This window comes from Cypionkella psychrotolerans (assembly GCF_001294535.1).
Classification (GTDB): Bacteria; Pseudomonadota; Alphaproteobacteria; order Rhodobacterales; family Rhodobacteraceae; genus Cypionkella; species Cypionkella psychrotolerans.
The window spans coordinates 1-19,856 of sequence record NZ_LGIC01000020.1 but is presented as its reverse complement, the minus strand read 5'-3'; the positions used below and the strand labels follow the sequence as shown (position 1 = coordinate 19,856).

Genomic DNA, 19,856 nt, shown 5'->3' with positions numbered 1-19,856 from the left:
CCACTCCCCACATTTGATCTCTGGTAAACTGCCAAAGGGATGATCAGGATCGGTTATAGCAAAGTGGAAAGCTGGGAGATGACCGACCATGCACCTTTCCCCACGCCATGGCTGCCGCCCGTAGCGTCGACGCGGTGAGACTGATTGACATCATGTGGATTGTTAAGATTTGCGGTCAGGCCGTCTCAGCTTTCGAGTTGGAGCATAGCACGTCACTCTAATCCGGTATCTTGCGGATGCTTGAACTGGCGATGGGCAGCAGCGAAACTCTGCCCGAAGAGCAGTTTTTGGTAGCCGCGTATGGTCGGGAAGGCCAAGTACGGACCCAGCTGCTCCGCCCGGCCGTTGGAAGTATCGGGCATTGAATGTTCGCTACATTCCCGACAGAGAATTTTGCGAAGATCGCGCTTCGGTTGCTCGGTCAGGGGTTGGTATGAAAGCGATCCATGCACAGTCACGGACGCTGATCTGACAGTCTTCTCGCCTCGCTGGCGCACTGTTCAGACAAATAATCCCCGCACCCTTCGATGCCACTGGTTAAACTGCTTACCTTTCCATGCCAGAACCATGCAGGTAGAGGGACAATTGATCGAGATCAGACCAAAACTTTACCCGTCGATGCTCTAGATGAACGAAAGGTGTCTTTTATGCCTAAATTGCCCGACAGCCACGCAGGCCACAATCATGCGGGAATGGAACCAATGCCCGCACCTGACCACCCTCCGACCGGAGCCCTCACGGCCATCGATCCGGTCTGCGGCATGACGGTCACGGTGAAAGCCGACACCCGGACCGATAGTTTCGACGGCAAACCGTTTCATTTCTGTTCTGACAAGTGCCAAACCAAATTCAAAGGCGACCCGTGGTTCTATGCCTCGGGCAATGCCACCAAGCGCGGCAAGGTCGCCACTGCGAACGTGCAATACACCTGCCCGATGCACCCGCAGATTGTTCGTGACGCGCCGGGGTCTTGCCCGATTTGCGGCATGGCACTGGAGCCCATGGTGCCATCTGACGCGCCCAGTGAAGAGCTGACCGACTTTACCCGACGCATGTGGATCAGCGCGGCAGCCGCGCTTCCGCTGGTCTTGCTGACAATGGGACCGCTGGTCGGTTTGCCGGTGCGCGATTGGGTCGGGCATCAAAATGCGATGTATCTGGAGTTTTTACTCGCCACACCGATCATCGTTTGGGCCGCCCTCCCGTTTTTCAAACGCGGGTGGAACTCTTTCATAAACCGCTCGCCCAACATGTGGACGCTGATTTCGCTGGGGGTGCTCGCCGCCTATGGCTATTCGCTTCTGGCGACATTCCTGCCCGGCGTTTTCCCGGATGAGTACCGCATGGGCGGCATGGTCGGCACCTATTTCGAGGCGGCTGTGGTGATCGTCACACTGGTCTTTGTCGGCCAGGTGCTGGAACTGCGGGCGCGGGAACGCACGGGGGATGCGATCCGCGCCCTGCTGGATCTGGCCCCGAAAACCGCGCGGCGCATTTTGCCGGATGGCACGGAATACGATGCGCCGCTGGAAAACATCATGGCGGGTGACGAGTTGCGGGTGCGCCCAGGAGATGCTGTGCCGGTGGACGGCGTTGTGGTGTCTGGCGCTTCATCCTTGGACGAAAGCATGTTGACCGGCGAGTCCATGCCGGTCGAAAAAACCCCCGGCGACAAAGTCACGGGGGCCACGATCAACAAGAACGGGTCTTTGGTCATCGAGGCGGGAAAGGTCGGTGCCGATACCGTGCTCGCGCAGATTGTAGCGATGGTCTCTGGTGCGCGCCGGTCGCGGGCGCCCATACAAGGGTTGGCAGACCGGGTATCGGCCATCTTCGTGCCGACGGTCGTGGCCGTTGCCATCTCGGCTTTTGCGGCATGGATGATTTTCGGGCCTGCGCCTGCATTGGTTTTCGCCTTTGCTTCTGCCGTGTCGGTGCTGATCATCGCCTGCCCCTGCGCGCTTGGGCTGGCGACACCGATTTCCATCACCACCGCAGCCGGGCGCGGGGCGCAAGCCGGTGTGCTGATCAAGGACGCCGAGGCGTTGGAGCGGATGGCAGGGGTGGACACGCTAATTGTCGACAAGACCGGAACCTTGACGCGGGGCAAACCCACGCTGACCGATACGGTGGCGCTTGGCCCGGTGAGCGAGGCGGACATTCTGGCTTTTGCCGCCGCGTTGGAGCGCGGGTCTGAACACCCGCTGGCCGAGGCCGTTGTGGAGGGCGCCGCCGCGAAAACCGTGCGCAAGCTGGACGCTACAGAATTTCAGGCGGTGACTGGCAAGGGCGTCAAAGGCATGGTTGACGGTCGCGCTGCCGCCCTTGGCAATGCTGCGATGATGCAGGACCTTGGGCTGGACACCGCCGGGGCCGAGGCGCAAGCCGACGCCCTGCGCGCCGCTGGCAAGACCGCGATGTTCGTAGCCATTGACGGCGCCTTGGCAGGCATAATTGCGGTCGCTGACCCGATCAAGGACAGCACCATTCCGGCAATTGCCGCCCTGCATGCGCTTGGCCTGCGGTAATCATGGCGACGGGCGACAACGAACGTACCGCAAAGGCCGTCGCGGCCAAGTTGGGCATTGACGAGGTGCGTGCCGGTGTGTTGCCCGAGGACAAGAAGGCGCTGATAGACGAGCTGCGCGCGCAAGGGCGCAAGATCGCCATGGCGGGCGATGGGGTGAATGATGCCCCTGCCCTTGCCGCAGCCGATGTCGGGATCGCCATGGGAACCGGCGCCGACGTGGCCATGGAGAGCGCCGGGATCACGCTGCTCGGCGGTGATCTGATGGGCATCGTGCGGGCGCGTAAACTGGCAAAGGCAACGCTGCGCAACATCAAGCAGAACCTGTTCTTTGCCTTTGCCTACAACGCGGCAGGCATTCCGATTGCGGCAGGTGTGCTGTATCCGCTGACTGGCACCTTGCTGTCGCCGATGATTGCGGCCGCGGCGATGAGCCTGTCGTCCGTGTCGGTCATAACCAACGCCCTGCGACTGCGGCGCGTGGATTTGTGACCGGAGCCGATCAACCATGGCGGCGGCGCGCGGTGATTGCAGGCAGCCTGCTTGCCATCGCGGGCTGGGTCATTGGTGCCCCCCATCTTGCCAGCCTAAGGCCCGCGCGACTGACATACCGCGATCTGCCCGGTCTGGCACCCTTTCGCACTTTAAACACAGCGGGTGCGCTGTCCGCAGGCGCTGGTTTGCTGGTGGGGATCGACAATGAAGCCCCTGACGTCGCGCAGACAGCGCTTAAGGCAGCAGTGCGCGCCGATCCCTGCACAGCGCTGTTTGGCCCAGAACTTGACGAACGCCTGCCGATCGCATTCTTTTCCGATTTCAATTGCCCGAACTGCCGGGTGTTGGAGGCGATCTTGGTGGCGTATGACTCCGCCAACCCCGGCACCATCCGGATCATTCGACACGAACTGCCGTTGCTGGGTGCCGCGTCCACCATCGCCAGCCAGGCCGTTCTGGCCGCCGATCTGCAAGGCGGCTATACAGCGATGCATGATAGGTTGATGCGGACGCGGTTGGTTACCGACCTCAATCTTGTGACCTCGATCGCAGACTCGGTCGGTCTCGACGGGCAACGCCTTGTGAGAGATATGCAAATTCCCGAGATTGCCACTGCCCTAGGCACGGCAAAAGCGATTGCTGCGGTATTCGGCTTTTACGGAACCCCGTCCACAGTGATTGGCCGCACGGTGTTTATGGGAGCCATTTCTGCCGCCGATGTTGCACAGATCATGACGGCTGAATTGGCGGCTCTGCCCTTGAACTGCAACAAGGCTTAAGCGCCACGACGCCCTTCTCACGCTGGCCAGTACTGCCATGCCATCACGATAAGTGCATATCGCAACATCTTTCCAATCGTCACAAACAGCACGAACTTGCCGATGGGCACCCGCATGACGCCCGCGAAAAGCGTCAGCGGATCACCGACGATCGGCACCCAGGACGACAACAGTGACCAAATGCTAAAGCGGGCAAACCAAGCCTGCGCGCGCGTATTAGTCGCCTCCTTCAATGGAAACCAGGACCTGTCCTTCTAAAGCAGAAAATACCGCCCCATGACCCAATTCACCAGCGCACCGGCGATATTGCCAAGCGATGCTATGGTGACCAGTAGCACCGCTGACCCGTGCCATTGGCCAGAAGACCCAGCAGCACCGCCTCAGACGAGCCGGGCAGAAGTGTCGCCGACAGGAATGCCGACGCGAACAAAAGCCAACAGGCCGCAAGGTCGGTCATATGAACCAACCGTCAGACAGTGCCATCATCCCGCATCAATGACGCTCGCGATCTGTGCAATTGCCGCAGGCTTATCCCATCTTGCAGGACCATAGATACGGGCAAGTTCCCGCCCCGTGCGATCGATCAGCAGCGTCGTGGGCAGGCCGAATGCGGCAAAAGCCAATTGAACCCGCACATCTTCGCCCCAGTAGAGGCCAAGGTCTAGGATCCCGATCTCATCATAAAACCTGCGCGCGGCGTCTAGCCCGTTCCTATCAATAGAGAGTGGCACAACTGCGAAATCGGCGCCACCGAGTGCGCGTTGCAAGGCATCAAGCGCAGGCATTTCTTCACGGCAAGGTGGGCACCACGTCGCCCAGATATTCAGCAGGACGACGCGGCCCGAAAAATCGGCAAGCTCTAGCTTGCGACCCGCGCCATCAGTGAACGGTGGCGACAGCAGAGGCACGGGAGCACCCCCCAGCCTGAACGGTGGGCGGGCAAAAGCCGCCTTTGGCATCAGGGTCAGCGCCAAAGTCGAAAGCAGAGCGGTGCGTCTGTTCATGGCAGCCTCCTGTCGCCAAAAAAGCCTGCCCGGTGATACCGGGCACGCCGATTGCGCAGCGATCAGGCCGAAACGGCGAACTCTGTCATCATCCCAGACGAAAGATGCGGCATGTGGTGGCAATGCAGCATCCAGCGCGCCGCCTCGCCCGCGTCCAGCAACACGGTCACGCGTGCCATCGGTGGCACATAAACCGTGTCGCGCATCGCGCCGTTGATGGCGCGACCGTTGATGTTGACCACTTGGAAAACATGGCCATGCAGGTGCATCGGGTGCCCCATCATCGACATGTTGTGGAACATCAACTCCACCCTCTCACCGCTGGTGGCAACAAGCGGTTTATGCGTGTCCCAGGTCTGTCCGCCGATGGTCCACAGATACGGCTTCATCGACCCTGCCAGCATGATCATATGTGACCGGTCCACCGCGCGGTCGGCCAGCGGGTTTGCCGCTTGCAGCAGCATTTCCTGCGCCATGTCGATATCGAAAGCGGGGGCGTCAACCTCGGCCATGCCACTGATCTTGCTAATCTGTGCGCCCGTGGTGGCCAAAATCAACCCAGTGCGTTCACGCGCCCCTTCGCGCAGCGCCAGCACAGGGAAAGCGCCCGCTCCCGGCAGATCAATCTCGATATCCAGCCGCTGCGCCATCGTCATGCCGAACCGCGTGCCGGCAATTGGCACGATGGCATGGCCGTCGACCGCCACCAGCCGCGCAGGCACGCCAGTGTCAATCCAGAATGTGGTCGCCGCCGCAGCATTGACGATCCGCAACCGGACCCGCCCGCCTTTTTCTACCGAGATGATTTCCGGGTCGGCAAGGGTGCGGTCATTGGCAAGATAAGCGTCGAAATTAAAGTCGTTCAGGTCCATCGCCATGCCGGACATATCGCCGCCCGACATATCCATGCCCGAATGATCCATGCCAGCCATATCGCCGCCCATATCCATACCAGCCATCGCATCATCGCCCATAGCGGCCATGTCGTGCCCCGCCGTCCCGCCGGTAATTTCGGCCAAGACTTCTTCTGCCGGACGGAACGAAAAATCATGCAGGAACATCACAACCTCTTGCCGGTCGGCCGCCACATCATCAGCCGAGCGCACGATCAGGGGTGCTGCCAGCAGGTTCATCTCCTGTACCGGCACATGGCTGTGCATCCAATGCGTGCCGGGATTGGGCGCGTAGTCAAAACTGCGCGTCTCACCGGTTTTCAGCAGCGGCATCGGCAGGTCGGGCACCCCGTCCTGCGCGTTTGGTGGCAGCTGCCCGTGCCAGTGAATGATGGTCTCCACATCAAGGCTGTTGGTCAGATCGACACGGAACTGCTGAGCCGGATCAAGGATCAAACCTTGCCCACCTGCCCCGTTCGTCAGCCCGTAAACCCTCGCGGCCCGGCCATCAATTTCCAACACGCGGGTGCTGACCAGTAAGGTAAGCGGCGCGGATTGCCCGAAGGCCAGACGTGGAAGCGCCGTAGATGCAGCAATCGCTGCGGATGCGGCAAGAAAGCCGCGCCGTGTTGTCGTGTATGCCATTTTTCGAAGCTCCAAGCGGCTTTTGAAAGCCAACGATAGATGCGTCCGCATGGCGGACTGCTGATCGGGTCAAGCGTGACGAAACAGGTCGGGGGGACGAAAACCTGGATCAGGCGTGGGTTGGGCCCGTATAAGAGAAGTTTCGCTGCGCCAACGGACAGAAACAAAAGCTATGAAACGCAGTGAGAAAGCGATGGGTTCTAATTCTGCGGTCCCGGAACATATCGTGGCGCACAAGGATCCATTCATCTTTTCATGAATCCCACTCATGTGGTCCATTGCAGCATAAGCTTTGCTGTTATGCGACATAACCATCGTCGGGGTTGGTTGAGCCTGCGCAATACTGAAATGGGGAAGATTCAGCACAAAAAGCAGCAGCAGCACAAAGCCAATACGAAACGCCGTCCGAATCGTGACAGAGGTGCGGCTATCGAGCTTCATAAATTCGCGAATAGGCGTCGCCCGAGCGGACTGCAAGTCGCGTCTTGCCGCAGAGCGTTGAGCGTTGAAATTTGGGCGAAACATTGCTTCAAACAGTTTACGCTTATCCTGTAACATCACAACGCAACCTTTTCTGCCCAACCTCCATTTTCGCGACACTGCTTGCTCATCCATGGAACAGTTCCGGGCATTCCTGCGCGCATTTATTGGTCAGGATGATGTAGACTAAATGCAACGTCGCCAGCCCCGCCAACAGGCAGAAGAACGAGATATAGGCAAATTGTAGCAGCGCAAAATCCACCAGGACAACAGCAACCAATGTCAGCGCGAAATGGCGCATATGCCGATAGTGAGACAGGCTTGGAGGTATGATAATCAGTGCGACATATATCGTGTTGGTAAGCCAACGCGGCATAATGAAATCAAGCCACATCGATTTTTCATAGGCCAGCGATTGGTTGTTGATCTCGACCACCACCATGTCAGAGGTGAACCCGTGCGGCACATAAAGCAGTAGGCCGAACAGCAGTCCGGTCAGCGCCATCGCCAGAAACCACGGCTTGCGGGGGCTGATGTCAGGTTCCAGAACATAGACGCAGAACGGGATCCAGACCGGCCACATGAACCAAGTAAAAAACATGAACCCCATCGCGCCCCGTACAACCTCAACCGGGCTATCCCCGGTCATACCTAGCCAGACATAGCCCTCGGAAAACTGTTGAATCCCGGCAAACAGCGGCATTAGGGCAAGTGGCAGATAGCGCAGGTTGCGCGACCATGCGGTGCCCGTGATCGCAGCCCCCCCGACCCCGAGGAAAACGCTTGCGGCAAAACTGACAGCGGCTGACATGCACATTTTTTGCCCCTCATTGCGGAGTTCAGATGACTTGCGTCGTCACCAGCGTGCCCGACGTACCGTTCAGGATTGATCCCGCATCTTCCAACTGTCCGATCGCGGCCAGCTTGCCACCAGTTCTGCCACCACGATTATAAACCCGAACGGAATCATGTAGGCGGTGGGGAGGCGCGAGGTAAGGTTGTCAGGTTCGGCAGAGGATTTTGCTGCGGGAGGGAGGGCCATGACAATCGCCTTTCTGGTCAATTTGCATGCTGGGGCGCAGATTTAAGTCTCGGGAAGAACGCCGGGACGCGCCGGGCGTAATCGTCGTAGACAATGCCAAACCGGTCGCGGGTTTCGCGCTCCTCGCTGCGGGCAAGACGGGCATACATCCAGATGAGGAACGGATACATTACCAGCGTGAGCAGTGTCGGCCACTGGACCAGAAACCCGGTCAACACCAGCACAAAGCCCGCATATTGCGGATGGCGCAAGCGTGCATATAGCCCGGCCATGGCCAGTTTCCCGCTGCGCTGCGCTGCGTAAAGCACTGGCCATGCAGCCGAAATCAGCCAGAAACCGCCACCAATCAACACAAAGCTGAGAATGTGGAACAGCCCGAAATGCGGATTTGCCTGCCAGCCGAACATCATCTCGGGCAAATGCCCGGCGTCATGGCCAAACCAGTCGATGCCGGGATAACGGGTCTGCAACCAGCCCGACATCAGGTAAATGGTCAGCGGAAAGCCATACATCTCAGAAAAGAGGGCTACCAAAAACGCGCTGAACGCGCCAAAGCTGCGCCAGTCGCGAGACGTTTGCGGTTTGAAGAAGCTGAACGCGAACAGGATGAAGATCGCCGCGTTGATAAAGGCAAAAAACCAAAGTCCATAGCCGGAGGATGGCGTGATCATCGCTCGTCTCCGTCGTTTTTGATTGGTTCGCGGCTTGTGTTGGCCTGAAGCTCGCTTGGGCGGCTATGCCCGGAATGACCCCCGTGACCACCATGACCGCCGTGGCCACCATGACCGCCGTGGCCGCCGTGGCCGCCGTGGCTACGATGCATGAAAAAATGCATGCCAATCCAGGCAAATAGAAACAGAAACGACGCCGAGTTGCTGCCGAAGATATGAACGCGGTGTTCGTAGCCAAGCAGGATCGCTGCAATGACAAGAAAGGCGATCAGAGTGATTCCGGTCCGTGACTGCCAGAAACTGAGACCGGGCGCTGGCTCGTGGGTCGCATGGTCATGCTCGTCCATTTCATTCTCTCCGTGAATACCAAGGCAGCGCGGCCGCCTTCAGGAAACTGATTGCTTTACATTTCGATGTCGCGGCCTTGCGTTTTGTCGCTCTGGGCGACGCAGGGTTCACTGGGGGCTTGCAAAAAGGCACTGGTGGATAGGATGGCTTCATGCTTCCAACCCGGGTTCGGCGAAGCTGCCAAAGTGTCGGCAGGCATCTTGACCATGCGCGAAACGCACCACCTGGAGTAGAACGGCGCAAATAGAAGTCCGAGCCAGCGCCCAGATAGGCTATGTGGCAGTTGGTAGTCGATGAAGACTCTCACTGCAGTGGCCTCGCCGATCACGCGTGTTTCAAACGCCATGACAGAGCTGTCGATCACCAACATTCGTTGAGGCCCCGTGGGTTGCCAACGCTTGCAGATGGGGGATATCCGATCCGTCACCACTTCCTCGACGAACTGCAAAATTCCCAGAAGGCTCCCGCCCATCCGGAGGACCGAACCGACGGCACGGCATTGGGCCACATCGAATTCATAGGTCAAGCGACCGCCCAGCAGCGACATCGACGGCTTTTCCATATGGACCTCAAGATGGATCTGGTCGTCGAGATAGCCGAAAACCGTTGCCTGCGAAGCCGTGATGATCGCTTCTGCATGATCGTGATACATGTTTGGCTGCATGGTCTGGTCCTGAGGACTCGCAGCATGGAAATGCCGCTATTGATGGCGTCGTGACCAGTTAAGACGCGGGTCATGCCGATTTATTACACCGAGTATTTTCGCCGCCGTCTCGTCGACTGCTAAATGCAAGATAGTCCGCGCTCAGAAACTCTGCTTTTTTTCCGGCGCTATCATTTAAGCAATTCCCGAGCCCCGGAGTTGATCGAGATCAAGTTGAGGTTGGGCTGTCTGTGATCAGATAGGTTTGAGGAAAAGATTCATTTTTGGTGGCCATATGCGGATGTACCTGCAATCAAGAGCGCCGAAGAAAAGATCCGCCCTGCGGCTGGCTTTAACGCTTCTGATGCTGTGCTTTTTCCTCTTGCCCAGTGCAAACCCCACGATTCAATCTACTTCCGACCACTTCACAGCACAAAGCCCGCGCACAACCGCTTCGTTGGATTGCACCGCTGCTTCAACAGTGTCGAGCCGTGCACATTGCCAAAATGCAGTCTACGGCACTTTGACGGGATCACGATTTGCGGTGCCCCTGCCGACTATCGTGGGCTTTGGCGTCTGGTGCTATGCGGCGGTGACGTGCAATCCTGCCCCTTTAAATCAGCGGTTGCTTCGCCCGCCACGCCTTGGCGTTGCGCTTGTCTAACTGATGCGGGGCAGCTGAACGCTTGTGCGTCGCACGCCCAAACCATTTTTCCGTGCCCGGAGAATCCAATGCATATTCTTATCCAACCACAGCTGGACGCACCGCTTACGCGTGGTCTGGCGGTTAATCAACGCTTGCTTGCAGGCCAACAGAAATTTCTCGGTTACCTTCGGCGCAGGCTTGGCAGCCTGGACGAAGCCGAAGACGCGTTGCAGAATTTCAGCTTCAAGGTGATCCGCGCAGCGCAATCTTCGGGCCCTGAGGAAAAGATCAACGCTTGGATGGGACAGATTTTGCGCCACACGTTGATCGATCATTATCGGCGCCGGGCAGTGCGGCAGCGGGCCGAAAACGCCTATGCGTACGAACTGAGTATTACTGTGACTGCCCCCGATGACATTGAAATTACCGGCCAGTGCCGGTGCCTGCACAAGGCGCTCCTGCGACTCCGGCCTGACCACGCCGCGATTCTGCGCCGCGCCGACCTCGAAGAGGAACCTCGCGCCACCATCGCGACCAACCTCGGGCTCACTCCCAACGCCTTTAATGTGCGCCTGCACCGGGCCCGCCAGGCGCTGCGCCAAGAGCTGGAGGCAACTTGCCCGGCCTGCCGGGATGGCAGCTTTCTGGACTGCGCCTGTAGCTGACCATGTCGAACACCTCATTCGTTTACGCCATTGCACCAACCGTCATTCCACCTGCTATCTTGAAGGGCAAAAAGATGAACCCAGAACTTGCAACCAAAGATACCATCGAGGGCCATTCACCTGACCTTGCAGGCGGTCCGAACGCCGATGCGGTTCGTCAGGCGCTGACCGAAAGCCACCAGCGCTGTCTGTCCTATCTGCGGCGGCGGCTGGGCAACGTCGATGATGCCCGCGACGTGATGCAAAGCTTCATGTTGCGGGCGATTGATCGGGCAGACGCGTTGCGCGACGTCAACACCGTGCGGGGCTGGCTCAGCCGGCTGTTGGCTACAACCATCGTCGACCACCAACGCAGTGCAGCGCGGCGCAGACAACGGGAGACGGTGATGGGTCCGGAATTTTTCGATACAGGTTCCGCATCTGGCGCTGAACTTGAGGTCGCCGTCTGCGCCTGTCTGCATCAGTTGCTTGCCACCGTGAAGCCCGACTATGCCGAAATCATTCAGCGGATCGACCTGAACGAAGAACCGCGTGCGACCGTGGCAGCTGATTTTGGCCTGTCGCTGGCAACCCTTACCGTTCGGCTGCACCGTGCCCGCAGCGCCCTGAAAAAGCGACTGGTCGAGATGTGTCTGACGTGCCCGGAGCATGGCTTTATGGATTGTGGCTGCGATACGGCCCGGCAGTCAGAATTGTTGCGCGCCGCCGCCTCGGCAAGAGGTTGAGGTGTAATGCTGACAAGGCTTGAGCGTCTATAGGATGATGACAGGCGAGACGATCGCATCCCTGCATCTTCGCAATGAGGTTGATCAGGAGAAAAGCCATGAACGAGATTTCAAAATCGGTGAAACCCCACAGTGAACATGGCCATACGAAGGGCGGCTCGTGCTGCGGTGGCGGCAGCGCCAAAACCATGACCAGACCGCAGGCAGTCCCCGTTGACAAGGCCACCGATGCCCAAGCAAGCGACACCAAGATCAAACCGGCAGGCTCACCTGGCTGCGGCTGCGGCTGCGGCTGATTGTGCGACCTGCCCAAACAACCCATTTCAGCCCCGCCATCAAGAACAAGACATGACCAAAACCATAACGCTTGATGTCAGTGCCTGCTTCGGAGGGCTGGACCATCTTGGGGTCACAAAGCAACTTCTTGCCGAGGCAGGGGTGCAGGCGTTAACGCCTAACCCCGGCTCGACTTCTGTCATCGTGCGGTTTGACGAAACCGTCACCAGCGTGGCGAAACGGCGCAAGGTTATCGCGGCTTGCGGCCAGCATTGCCGGGCCGAAGCGACCCCGCGCCATGTTTGCACACCTGAGGATCTGCCCGACGGGGCGATGCCTGCCCCCGTCAAAAGAGAACCTCACGCGGGGCATGACAAGGCAGAGATGGCCACGGAGATAAAGCCCGCCCAAGACCATGCGGTGGATGATGTGTTGCGGGCTGCGGCGACGCTGGAGCGCGGGTCAGATCATCCGCTGTCGGTTGGTCTTGTCAATTGCGACGCGCAGGCCGAAATTGGCGAAGCCCTGATTTACCTCGCCAACCGCCGCCTGATGCACGAGCAAAAGATCGACCTCGGCCTGCTTGGCCAGCAGGCTGACCTGCTGAGAGGTGACGGGCGGACCGTCGTGCATGTCGGACAGGGCGGCAAGATCCTTGGCCTGATCGCAATTGCCGATGCGGTGCGCCCAAGTGCCAAGGCAACTGTGGCCAAATTGCGCGAGGGTCGTGTGCAGGTGGCAATGCTGACGGTCGACAATGCGAACACCACCCAACATATAGCCGAGGAACTGGGCATCGACATAGTGCTGGCTGACGTGTTGCCGGACCAGCAGACGAACAAGAATAAGGAATTTGCAAGCCCAAGGCAAAAAGGTCGCCATGATCGGCGACGGCGTGCACGACGGATCCGCGCTGACTCAAGCCGACGTCGGCTTACGATTGGGGCTGGCACCGGTGTGGCGATGGAAAGCGACCCCTATGACGTGGTTGGGGCCATCGTTCTATTGCGCGCCACCCCGCGCAAAATGCATCAGAACCTGTTCTGGGCGATGGCCTACAACATCATCGCCTTCCCCGCCACCGCAGGCGTGTTTTACCGCTATGTCGTAGGCCCCGAGGTTGCGGCACTGGCAATGTCGGGCAGTTCGGCAATGGCCGCTGTCAACGCACTGCTCCTGAAACGCACCTGGCTTGAAGAAATTTCAAAAGAAAACAGCCGACACCGGCTTTGGTATAGGTGCCGACTTCCCTTTGATCGACCCAATCAAAGACCAGCAACCTGAAAAGGTCTGGCTAAATCCCGAAAGCACAATGAGAAAGAAAGATCATCATGGACTTCGAAAGCCAACCAATCAAGAACGTGAAAGCTTGCCGAACCGTTCGGCGGCGTTTGTATGGCCTTTTCATGGCGATGAGCACTGTTGCTCTAAGCTTGGGCAGCCCGGCAAGCGCCCAGACGCCAGTGCCAGGTTTGACAACCGGCGTGGTGTTTACGGCTGATGAATACGGCTCTACCATCAGCCAGATCGACCTGAGCAGTGGCAAAGTCACCACGTTCCGGCGACAATTGAGCCGCACAATATTCAGATTTCCCCCGATGGCTCACTGTTGCTTGCCGTCGGCCTGAAGTCGGACCCAGCCGAAAAACCCGCCGATCAGTCTTCGGGTGGTGCCATGGCGAACATGGAGGGCATGGACGTGCCGGGCGAACTTGTCTTGTTCGATCCACATAATATAGCAGCAGGCCCGGTCGCGCGAATTGCCGTGGGAAAGCATCCCGCCCATGTCATCACCGACCTTGCCGGAAAGCGCGCGTTCGTGACCAATGCCGAGGATGATACGCTGAGCGTCATCGACCTCGCCTCGCGGGAGGTGATTGCGACGGTAGGCACCGATGACTATCCGCACGGCCAACGGTTGAGCCCGGACGGGCGTCAGATCATGGTTGCCAACGTGCAAAGCGGCACGGTTTCAGTGATCGACACCGAAACGCTGAAAAAAGTCGGCAGCATTTCAGTTGGTCTGACGCCTGTGCAGGTGGCCTTTACGCCGGACGAAAGCCGTCTGTATGTCTCGCTGCGTGATGCCAATCAGGTGGCAGTGGTTGACGTGAAAACCAAAGAGCTGATTGGGACCGTCGATGTCGGTCGCAATCCCATTCAGGTTTTCGCAACCCCGGACGGTCGTTTTGTCTATGTAGCAAATCAGGGCACCGAAACCGACCCTGACAACAGGGTTTCGGTGATCGCGGTGGCCACAAACACCGTGGTGGCAACGATAGAAACCGGACGCGGCGCTCATGGCGTGGTGGTCGGCCCTGATGGCGCGACGGTCTTCGTGACGAACATCCTTGATGCAACCGTTTCCGCAATTGAGGTGGAAACGCAGACCGTAATCGCGACGATTCCAGTCGGCAGGGGTCCGAACGGAATCACTTTCCTGCCCTGAAGTTTTTTCGCACGCCGCAACCATCGGCACGCGCGGCGTGCAAACTTCCGAACATCCGTAAAGAGAGAATGCCGCGTCAGATATTCAAAGGAATCAGATGGTGAGCAAGAAATCAAAAAAAGCGAACCATACTAAGACCGCCGCTGTCGAACCAGAAGACTACAAACCAGCCTTGCACGGATTGCAGATCGAGCTGGTCAAGTTCCAGAGGCATTTGATCAAGAACAATCTGCGGATATTGATCCTTTTCGAGGGCCGTGATGGCTCGGGCAAGGATGGGGTGATCAAGCGCATAACGGAATATTTAAGCCCGCGCGACACCCGCGTTGTCGCACTTGGCAAACCCTCTGACCGCGAAAGGCATTCCTGGTATTTTCAGCGCTATGTTGCCGAACTGCCGGCAACCGGCGAATTGGTTCTGATGAACCGCAGCTGGTACAACCGCGCCGGGGTGGAAAAGGTGATGGGGTTCTGCACAAAGCCTGAGCATGAAGAGTTCATGCAATCCGTCCTGCCGTTCGAGCGGTTGCTGGTCAGGTCGGGCACGCAGGTCTTCAAATACTACCTCGACATCTCGAAACCCGAACAGAAACGCCGTCTGGAAAACCGCCGCGTTGATCCGCTGAAGCAATGGAAGGTCAGCCCGATCGACAAGACGGCGCTGCGGCATTGGGATGAATATTCGGCGGCGCGCAACGAAATGTTCGCACGCACCCATAGTGACGATCTGCCGTGGCATGTGGTGCGGGCCGACGACAAAAAATGCGCCCGGCTGAACGTGATCCGCCATTTGATGTCGCGCGTTGATTGCCCGAATAGCGACAAGCATCTGGCGCTGCCCGACCCCGAAATCGTGTTCAACTATGCCGAAGAGCACTTGCAAAGCGGTGCCATTGCACCGTGATCGGGCAACCGCCGCAGTGGTGACCGGTGAGAAACTGCCGGGACCGTGGGCTTCATTACACTGGCTCTCAATGGCTGTCTGTCGTAACACTGGGCTGGGATTAATCGCGCGGCCGGGCAAGATGCCTGACGCCCGGGCCGAGAAGGACAGCAGTTGACTGACGCCGTTCAAACCGAGGCCTGTGCCCCGTCCGAGTTTGCCCCGGAGCACCTCAACCAGACCTGTTATTGCATCACGCTTGATCAAAGTGAATTGGCGCTGGCGCTGGATGCGGCTTCGGGCGAGCCTGGGTTTCAGGCTCGCATTGCAGTGAATCAACCGCATTTGTTTTCCAATGTGCCAGTGTTTTTGCCCGCAAGCACACTGCTTGCCATGCAAGATATTGTCGTGGCCATCGAACAGGTGGCGCAAATCCCCGCCTATCGTGCCGAGGTTCTGAGTTGGGCACCCGCAATAGCGCAAATGGATCATGGGCCGCAGGGTGCCCTGATGGGCTATGATTTTCATTTGTCCGACGACAGCCCGAAACTGATCGAGGTGAACACCAACGCGGGCGGAGCGTTTCTGAATGCCTTGCTGGCCCAGGCACAGACACTGTGCTGTATCGGACGGATGCCTGTCGCAAGTGATAGCCTTGTTGCCAGGTTCGAAGCTGCGGTGATTGCGATGTTTCGCCGCGAATGGCAGCGACAGCGCGGTGCGGCCCCGCTTCGCCGGATCGCCATAGTGGACGATGCGCCGCAGAATCAGTATTTGTATCCCGAATTCGTACTGGCCAAAAAGATGCTGGTGCGGCAGGGAATTGATGCGGTGATCTGCGATCCCAAGGCGCTGATCTTGAATGATGGCGGGCTATACTTTGGGGATCTGCCGGTTGATCTGGTCTATAATCGGCTTGTAGATTTTGCGCTGTCTGAACCCGAACACGCCGCTTTGCAGGATGCGTATCAGTCCGGTGCCGTTGTCGTGACACCCAATCCCCACAATCATGCGCTTCTGGCGCATAAACGCAATCTGACCTTGCTGTCAGACTCAACTGCCCTTGCCGCAATGAACGTGTCGGCGGCACTAGTCGCGCGGTTGCGGTCGATCCCGCAGACGCGGATGGTTACGCCGGAAAACGCCGATGCGTTATGGCAGGCCCGGCGTCAGTTATTTTTTAAACCGGTTTCAGGGCATGGCGGCAAGGCAGTTTACCGGGGGGACAAGCTGACGAAATCGGTTTGGGCTGACATCGCCCGTGCTGATTATGTGGCTCAGGCGTTGGCAGCACCCAGCCAGCGGATGATCAAGCTTGACGGGGTGCCGACCGCCCGCAAGGTCGATGTCCGGCTTTACACCTATGAAGCCAAAACGCTGCTGGTGGCCGCGCGTATCTATCAGGGCCAGACCACGAATTTCAGAACCCCTGGCGGCGGATTTGCGCCGGTTTTGATCCTGTGAGCGAGTGGCCCTGCCACAAGTTGGCGCATTTGACCCCGACCAGGTAATCTTAGACGAGTGTGACGTCCGTAGGTTCAGATGGTTCGCAGACTTGTGCAAATATGCCACCCTTCATCGACCGGCCAGAGTTTGGCAACTTCCCATTCAACAGCACAATTGCGCAACCAACCTGGCAATCCTTTACCGTTAAACTGAGAAGCTCCGTATTCTTTGACGCGATGCAGAGCTTCAGCGACAACGAGGCGGGCACAGGCGGTCTTGTCACCTTTAAGGATTCCAACTGGCTGATGTCTATCGTGTGGGCGCATCAGCCGCATTTCGCGGGCCAATCGGCCGATGTGCGGTGTTCTGGGGCTATGCGTTTCTGACATACCGGATCGGCGTTTTTGTCACCAAAGCGATGGACGACTGCACGGTGCCTGAGACTTTGCACGAACTAGCGGGTCATTTGCGGCTGGATCCCGCAACATTGGCAAGCGCGAACTGCATCCCCTGCCGGATGCCATATATCACATCGTTGTTCATGCCGCGCAGCCAGACCGACCGCCCGCTGCCGGTGCCACCCAACAGTCGCAACTTTCCCTTTGTCAGCAACTTCGTCGAAATCGACGACGCCGTGGTACTCACGGTCGAATACTCGGTCGGGGCAGCGCAAATGGCGGTTTATCAGTTGTTGGGAATTGCCCGTGCGGTTCCGGCCATCACGCGCATGACAAGTCATTGCAGGTGGAGTTCAAGGCGCTGGTCAAGGCGTTCAAATTATAGAGGCAAGGGCCTTAGCGCGAGGCCGTTGGTGGAACGAAACCGGGTTCCAAGCGTTGTTATTGTGTCGCGGATTTTCGCGACTGGAGGAGATAGATCCCATGTCCCATGCAGCCAATACCACCGCAGCCGAACATCACGAAATGAGCGCGAAATCGCACCGTGCGGCGGCGTCCTGTTGCAACAATTCCGACACAGCAGGTGAGCAAAAGCATTGTGCCGAAGGCGTGAAACATTCGGAAATGGCACATAAAGCCTCGGTTGCTGCACAAAGCAGCCCAAAGATGTAGTCTGTGGGTTCGGGCAATCAGTTGCCCGAACCCGCCGTTACTTGCCTGTCGCCCGACGCGGTACCAACCACTCCGGCAGTCACAAACTTGGCCAGACAGCCGACAATACCACGATTGCCGTAAGCACGAAAGCAGCGTTGGGCAGCCAAGCCACGTCATATAGGAGCCCGCCTGCCGCCGACCCCAACGCGGCTCCCAGACTGGCAGCTGCTGTCTGCCTGCCAAGCTCCGCGCCGGATTTATGCCCGGCATGGCTGGCGATCCAATATGTCAGGATTGGCGAGAGTATGCCCGCACTGGCCGCCACCGCCCCAATCACCACCAGCATAGCCCGAAAATCCGTGGCGATTGGCGCGACAAATAACCCTAACCCCATCACAGCAAAAGCAGGCGCGATCAGCCAGCGGGTGAATTCCGGCTTGATAAACGGCGAAAATACCAGCGCTTGCACGGCGATCATCACGCCCGAGCACATAGTGAACATCGCCGCAATCTGTCCCGCTGTCAGGCCCAGCTCTTGTTTGCCGCGTAGGGCCAGTCCCACTTCGAACACCGCGACCCCGGCGGACACCACAAAGCCCAAGGTCAGAAGCCACCGCGCGACGTTCGGCGCCGTGGCGATCGCCTGTTGTGGATGCGTGACGGAGGCTGCTGGGACCGGGCGAACGGTCACCGCCACGGCCAGCGCCGCGATCAGCGCCAGACCGCCCGTCGCCACCAGTGGCAGCGCCAAAGCATCAATCTCCGCGTCCAATCCTCGCGTCAGCGCTACGCCCAAAGTTGGCCCGAGCAGAAACCCCGAAATCCCGGCCAGTGAAACGAATGTCAACCGACGGCCGAGTTCCGCCTTAGCTGCCGACACATCTGTCACCGCTGCGAGGGCAACTGGGGTCACTGCGGCGGCAAACAGACCGCTTAATGCCCGCTCAACGTAAACAGCCGCCAGCGTTTCGAAAAATGCAAATGCAATCATCGTCGCGGCAAAGCCCGCCAGCCCGATCAACAGGACTGGCCGCCGCCCCCACTGATCCGACAGCCGCCCCCACACCGGCGCACACAGAAAAAGGGCGAACATATAAAGCGCGGTCATCAGCCCGGTGGCGCGCGACACCTGCGCCGCTGTGCCACCGGCGCCCAGCAGCCGCTCGATCAGGGCGGGCAGTTGCGGCAGCAAGATCCCGAAACCGACCGAGATACTGAACACCGCCACCATCAAAGCAACCAGCAACGGCAGCGTGGACGCGGCTTTGACAAGTTTAGGGCTGTGGCCAGTCATGCGCTTACGATCAGACCGCTGCAACGGCGCCAGCCAGCAGATCGCGCACCTGCCCGGCCACCGCATGCAGCGCCGGATTGTCGTTAGCCGCCTTTGAGGCTGTCGGATCAATGGCGCTGCCCTCTACCCCACCGTCAACCGCCCGCAGGATCACGTTGCAGGGCAGCATCGCGCCCACGCGCGGTTCCAGCCCGATCGCTTGATGCGCCATTTTCGGATTGCAGGCTCCCAGTATGAGATATGTTGACATCTCGACACTCAGCTTTTTCTGCATCGTGGCCGCCACATCGATTACTGTCAGAATACCAAAGCCGATGTCAGCCATCGCCTTTCGCGTGCTCACATCAACCGCGTCAAAGCTGGCCCCGGTGATCAAGCGGTTGATGGTATAGTCTTTCGCATTTTCGCTCTGTTGGGTCATGTGCGCAGATATTTCAGCAAGGCTGCGATGGCCAATACCACGACAACCAGCATAACAATCATCCAAAGCCCGCCGAACCCCATACCCGGTCATCATTGGAACCTTTCCTTTTTATGGTAGCTTTGCCCCGCCACAGACGCAGCGGGGCGCAGACGATGTCAGTTATCGTCCGTCATTCCTTGCCCCATGCCCGGCATTCCACCCGCATCGCCCGCCATCTGGCTTTGCATCATCGCGGCCATGGCGGCCATTTCGGCCTCGGTCACCTTTCCGTCGCCATCGGTATCGTGCATCTGAAACGCCCGGACCATCATCGGCCGCATGTGGGCCGCGTGCAGGATGGCAAACTCGTCCAGTGACATCGTGCCGTTTGCATCGGTGTCATAGGTCTTCAACTCGGCTTGGATGCCAGCGGTCATTTCTTCAGGGCTGAGGGTGCCGTCGGCATTCGTGTCAAGGCTGGCCATGGCAT

19 protein-coding genes and 3 pseudogenes are annotated in these 19,856 nt (G+C 58.7%); 10 read left to right on the top strand and 12 right to left on the bottom strand.

Annotation, left to right across the window (positions count from 1 at the left end):
• Positions 1–692 precede the first annotated feature (692 nt).
• A pseudogene (locus tag AKV04_RS04580) lies at positions 693–3,019 on the top strand (heavy metal translocating P-type ATPase).
• Complete coding sequence (locus tag AKV04_RS04575; protein WP_054005295.1) at positions 3,016–3,801, top strand: DsbA family protein; 786 nt, start codon at positions 3,016–3,018, stop codon at positions 3,799–3,801. The pseudogene AKV04_RS04580 and the gene AKV04_RS04575 overlap by 4 nt, the downstream one beginning before the upstream one ends.
• A gap of 319 nt (positions 3,802–4,120) precedes the next feature.
• On the opposite strand, the gene AKV04_RS26955 is transcribed toward AKV04_RS04575, so the two are convergent.
• From AKV04_RS26955 to AKV04_RS04540, 9 genes are all read right to left on the bottom strand, one after another.
• Positions 4,121–4,258 carry a hypothetical protein gene (locus AKV04_RS26955; protein ID WP_235815539.1) on the bottom strand — a complete coding sequence of 46 codons (138 nt, stop codon included), beginning with the start codon at positions 4,256–4,258 and terminating at the stop codon, positions 4,121–4,123.
• Between the two features lie 25 nt (positions 4,259–4,283).
• Entirely contained in the window at positions 4,284–4,805 is a 522-nt protein-coding gene (locus AKV04_RS04565; protein ID WP_054005294.1) for a TlpA family protein disulfide reductase, read from the bottom strand.
• 62 nt (positions 4,806–4,867) lie between these two features.
• Positions 4,868–6,343, bottom strand: coding sequence for a multicopper oxidase family protein (locus AKV04_RS04560; protein ID WP_054005293.1), 1,476 nt, complete (start codon positions 6,341–6,343; stop codon positions 4,868–4,870).
• A 69-nt stretch (positions 6,344–6,412) separates the two neighbouring features.
• Positions 6,413–6,958 carry a hypothetical protein gene (locus AKV04_RS04555; protein ID WP_156317360.1) on the bottom strand — a complete coding sequence of 182 codons (546 nt, stop codon included), beginning with the start codon at positions 6,956–6,958 and terminating at the stop codon, positions 6,413–6,415.
• Entirely contained in the window at positions 6,951–7,640 is a 690-nt protein-coding gene (locus tag AKV04_RS04550) for a DUF6629 family protein (RefSeq protein ID WP_054005291.1), read from the bottom strand. Before AKV04_RS04550 ends, AKV04_RS04555 begins: the two co-directional genes overlap by 8 nt.
• A gap of 63 nt (positions 7,641–7,703) precedes the next feature.
• Positions 7,704–7,865 (bottom strand): hypothetical protein, encoded by a 162-nt coding sequence (locus AKV04_RS26035; RefSeq protein ID WP_156317359.1) that lies wholly within the window; start codon positions 7,863–7,865, stop codon positions 7,704–7,706.
• 17 nt (positions 7,866–7,882) lie between these two features.
• A complete protein-coding gene (locus AKV04_RS04545) occupies positions 7,883–8,536 on the bottom strand; it encodes a methyltransferase family protein (protein WP_054005290.1) in 654 nt (217 codons plus the stop codon).
• Entirely contained in the window at positions 8,533–8,883 is a 351-nt protein-coding gene (locus AKV04_RS25365) for a DUF2933 domain-containing protein (RefSeq protein WP_082351516.1), read from the bottom strand. The genes AKV04_RS04545 and AKV04_RS25365 overlap by 4 nt, the downstream gene beginning before the upstream one ends.
• A gap of 56 nt (positions 8,884–8,939) precedes the next feature.
• Positions 8,940–9,548 carry a hypothetical protein gene (locus AKV04_RS04540; protein ID WP_202905564.1) on the bottom strand — a complete coding sequence of 203 codons (609 nt, stop codon included), beginning with the start codon at positions 9,546–9,548 and terminating at the stop codon, positions 8,940–8,942.
• A gap of 711 nt (positions 9,549–10,259) precedes the next feature.
• On the opposite strand from AKV04_RS04540, the gene AKV04_RS04535 reads away from it, so the two are divergent.
• The 8 genes and pseudogenes from AKV04_RS04535 to AKV04_RS27800 all read left to right on the top strand — a co-directional run bounded on the left by AKV04_RS04535 (position 10,260) and on the right by AKV04_RS27800 (position 17,602).
• A complete protein-coding gene (locus tag AKV04_RS04535; RefSeq protein WP_054005288.1) occupies positions 10,260–10,838 on the top strand; it encodes an RNA polymerase sigma factor in 579 nt (192 codons plus the stop codon).
• A 74-nt stretch (positions 10,839–10,912) separates the two neighbouring features.
• Positions 10,913–11,563 (top strand): RNA polymerase sigma factor, encoded by a 651-nt coding sequence (locus AKV04_RS04530; protein WP_054005342.1) that lies wholly within the window; start codon positions 10,913–10,915, stop codon positions 11,561–11,563.
• Positions 11,564–11,661: 98 nt separating this feature from the next.
• The gene (locus AKV04_RS26470; protein WP_054005287.1) at positions 11,662–11,859 is read left to right on the top strand and encodes a hypothetical protein; all 198 of its coding nucleotides are present in this window, start codon (positions 11,662–11,664) and stop codon (positions 11,857–11,859) included.
• Between the two features lie 52 nt (positions 11,860–11,911).
• Positions 11,912–13,123 carry an HAD family hydrolase gene (locus AKV04_RS04520; RefSeq protein WP_054005286.1) on the top strand — a complete coding sequence of 404 codons (1,212 nt, stop codon included), beginning with the start codon at positions 11,912–11,914 and terminating at the stop codon, positions 13,121–13,123.
• A gap of 409 nt (positions 13,124–13,532) precedes the next feature.
• Positions 13,533–14,288, top strand: a complete 756-nt coding sequence (locus AKV04_RS04515) for a YncE family protein (protein ID WP_162232833.1) — start codon at positions 13,533–13,535, stop codon at positions 14,286–14,288.
• A gap of 100 nt (positions 14,289–14,388) precedes the next feature.
• On the top strand, positions 14,389–15,192 hold the full coding sequence (ppk2, locus tag AKV04_RS04510; RefSeq protein WP_235815538.1) for a polyphosphate kinase 2: 804 nt from the start codon (positions 14,389–14,391) through the stop codon (positions 15,190–15,192).
• A 153-nt stretch (positions 15,193–15,345) separates the two neighbouring features.
• Complete coding sequence (locus tag AKV04_RS04505; RefSeq protein WP_054005283.1) at positions 15,346–16,635, top strand: ATP-grasp domain-containing protein; 1,290 nt, start codon at positions 15,346–15,348, stop codon at positions 16,633–16,635.
• A gap of 101 nt (positions 16,636–16,736) precedes the next feature.
• A pseudogene (locus AKV04_RS27800) lies at positions 16,737–17,602 on the top strand (oleate hydratase).
• A 164-nt stretch (positions 17,603–17,766) separates the two neighbouring features.
• Here AKV04_RS27800 and AKV04_RS04490 read toward each other — a convergent pair.
• The 3 genes and pseudogenes from AKV04_RS04490 to AKV04_RS04480 form a co-directional block, all read right to left on the bottom strand.
• Complete coding sequence (locus AKV04_RS04490) at positions 17,767–18,963, bottom strand: MFS transporter (RefSeq protein WP_054005280.1); 1,197 nt, start codon at positions 18,961–18,963, stop codon at positions 17,767–17,769.
• Between the two features lie 10 nt (positions 18,964–18,973).
• Complete coding sequence (locus tag AKV04_RS04485) at positions 18,974–19,384, bottom strand: DUF302 domain-containing protein (RefSeq protein ID WP_054005279.1); 411 nt, start codon at positions 19,382–19,384, stop codon at positions 18,974–18,976.
• A gap of 158 nt (positions 19,385–19,542) precedes the next feature.
• A pseudogene (locus AKV04_RS04480) lies at positions 19,543–19,856 on the bottom strand (calcium-binding protein); the annotation flags it as partial.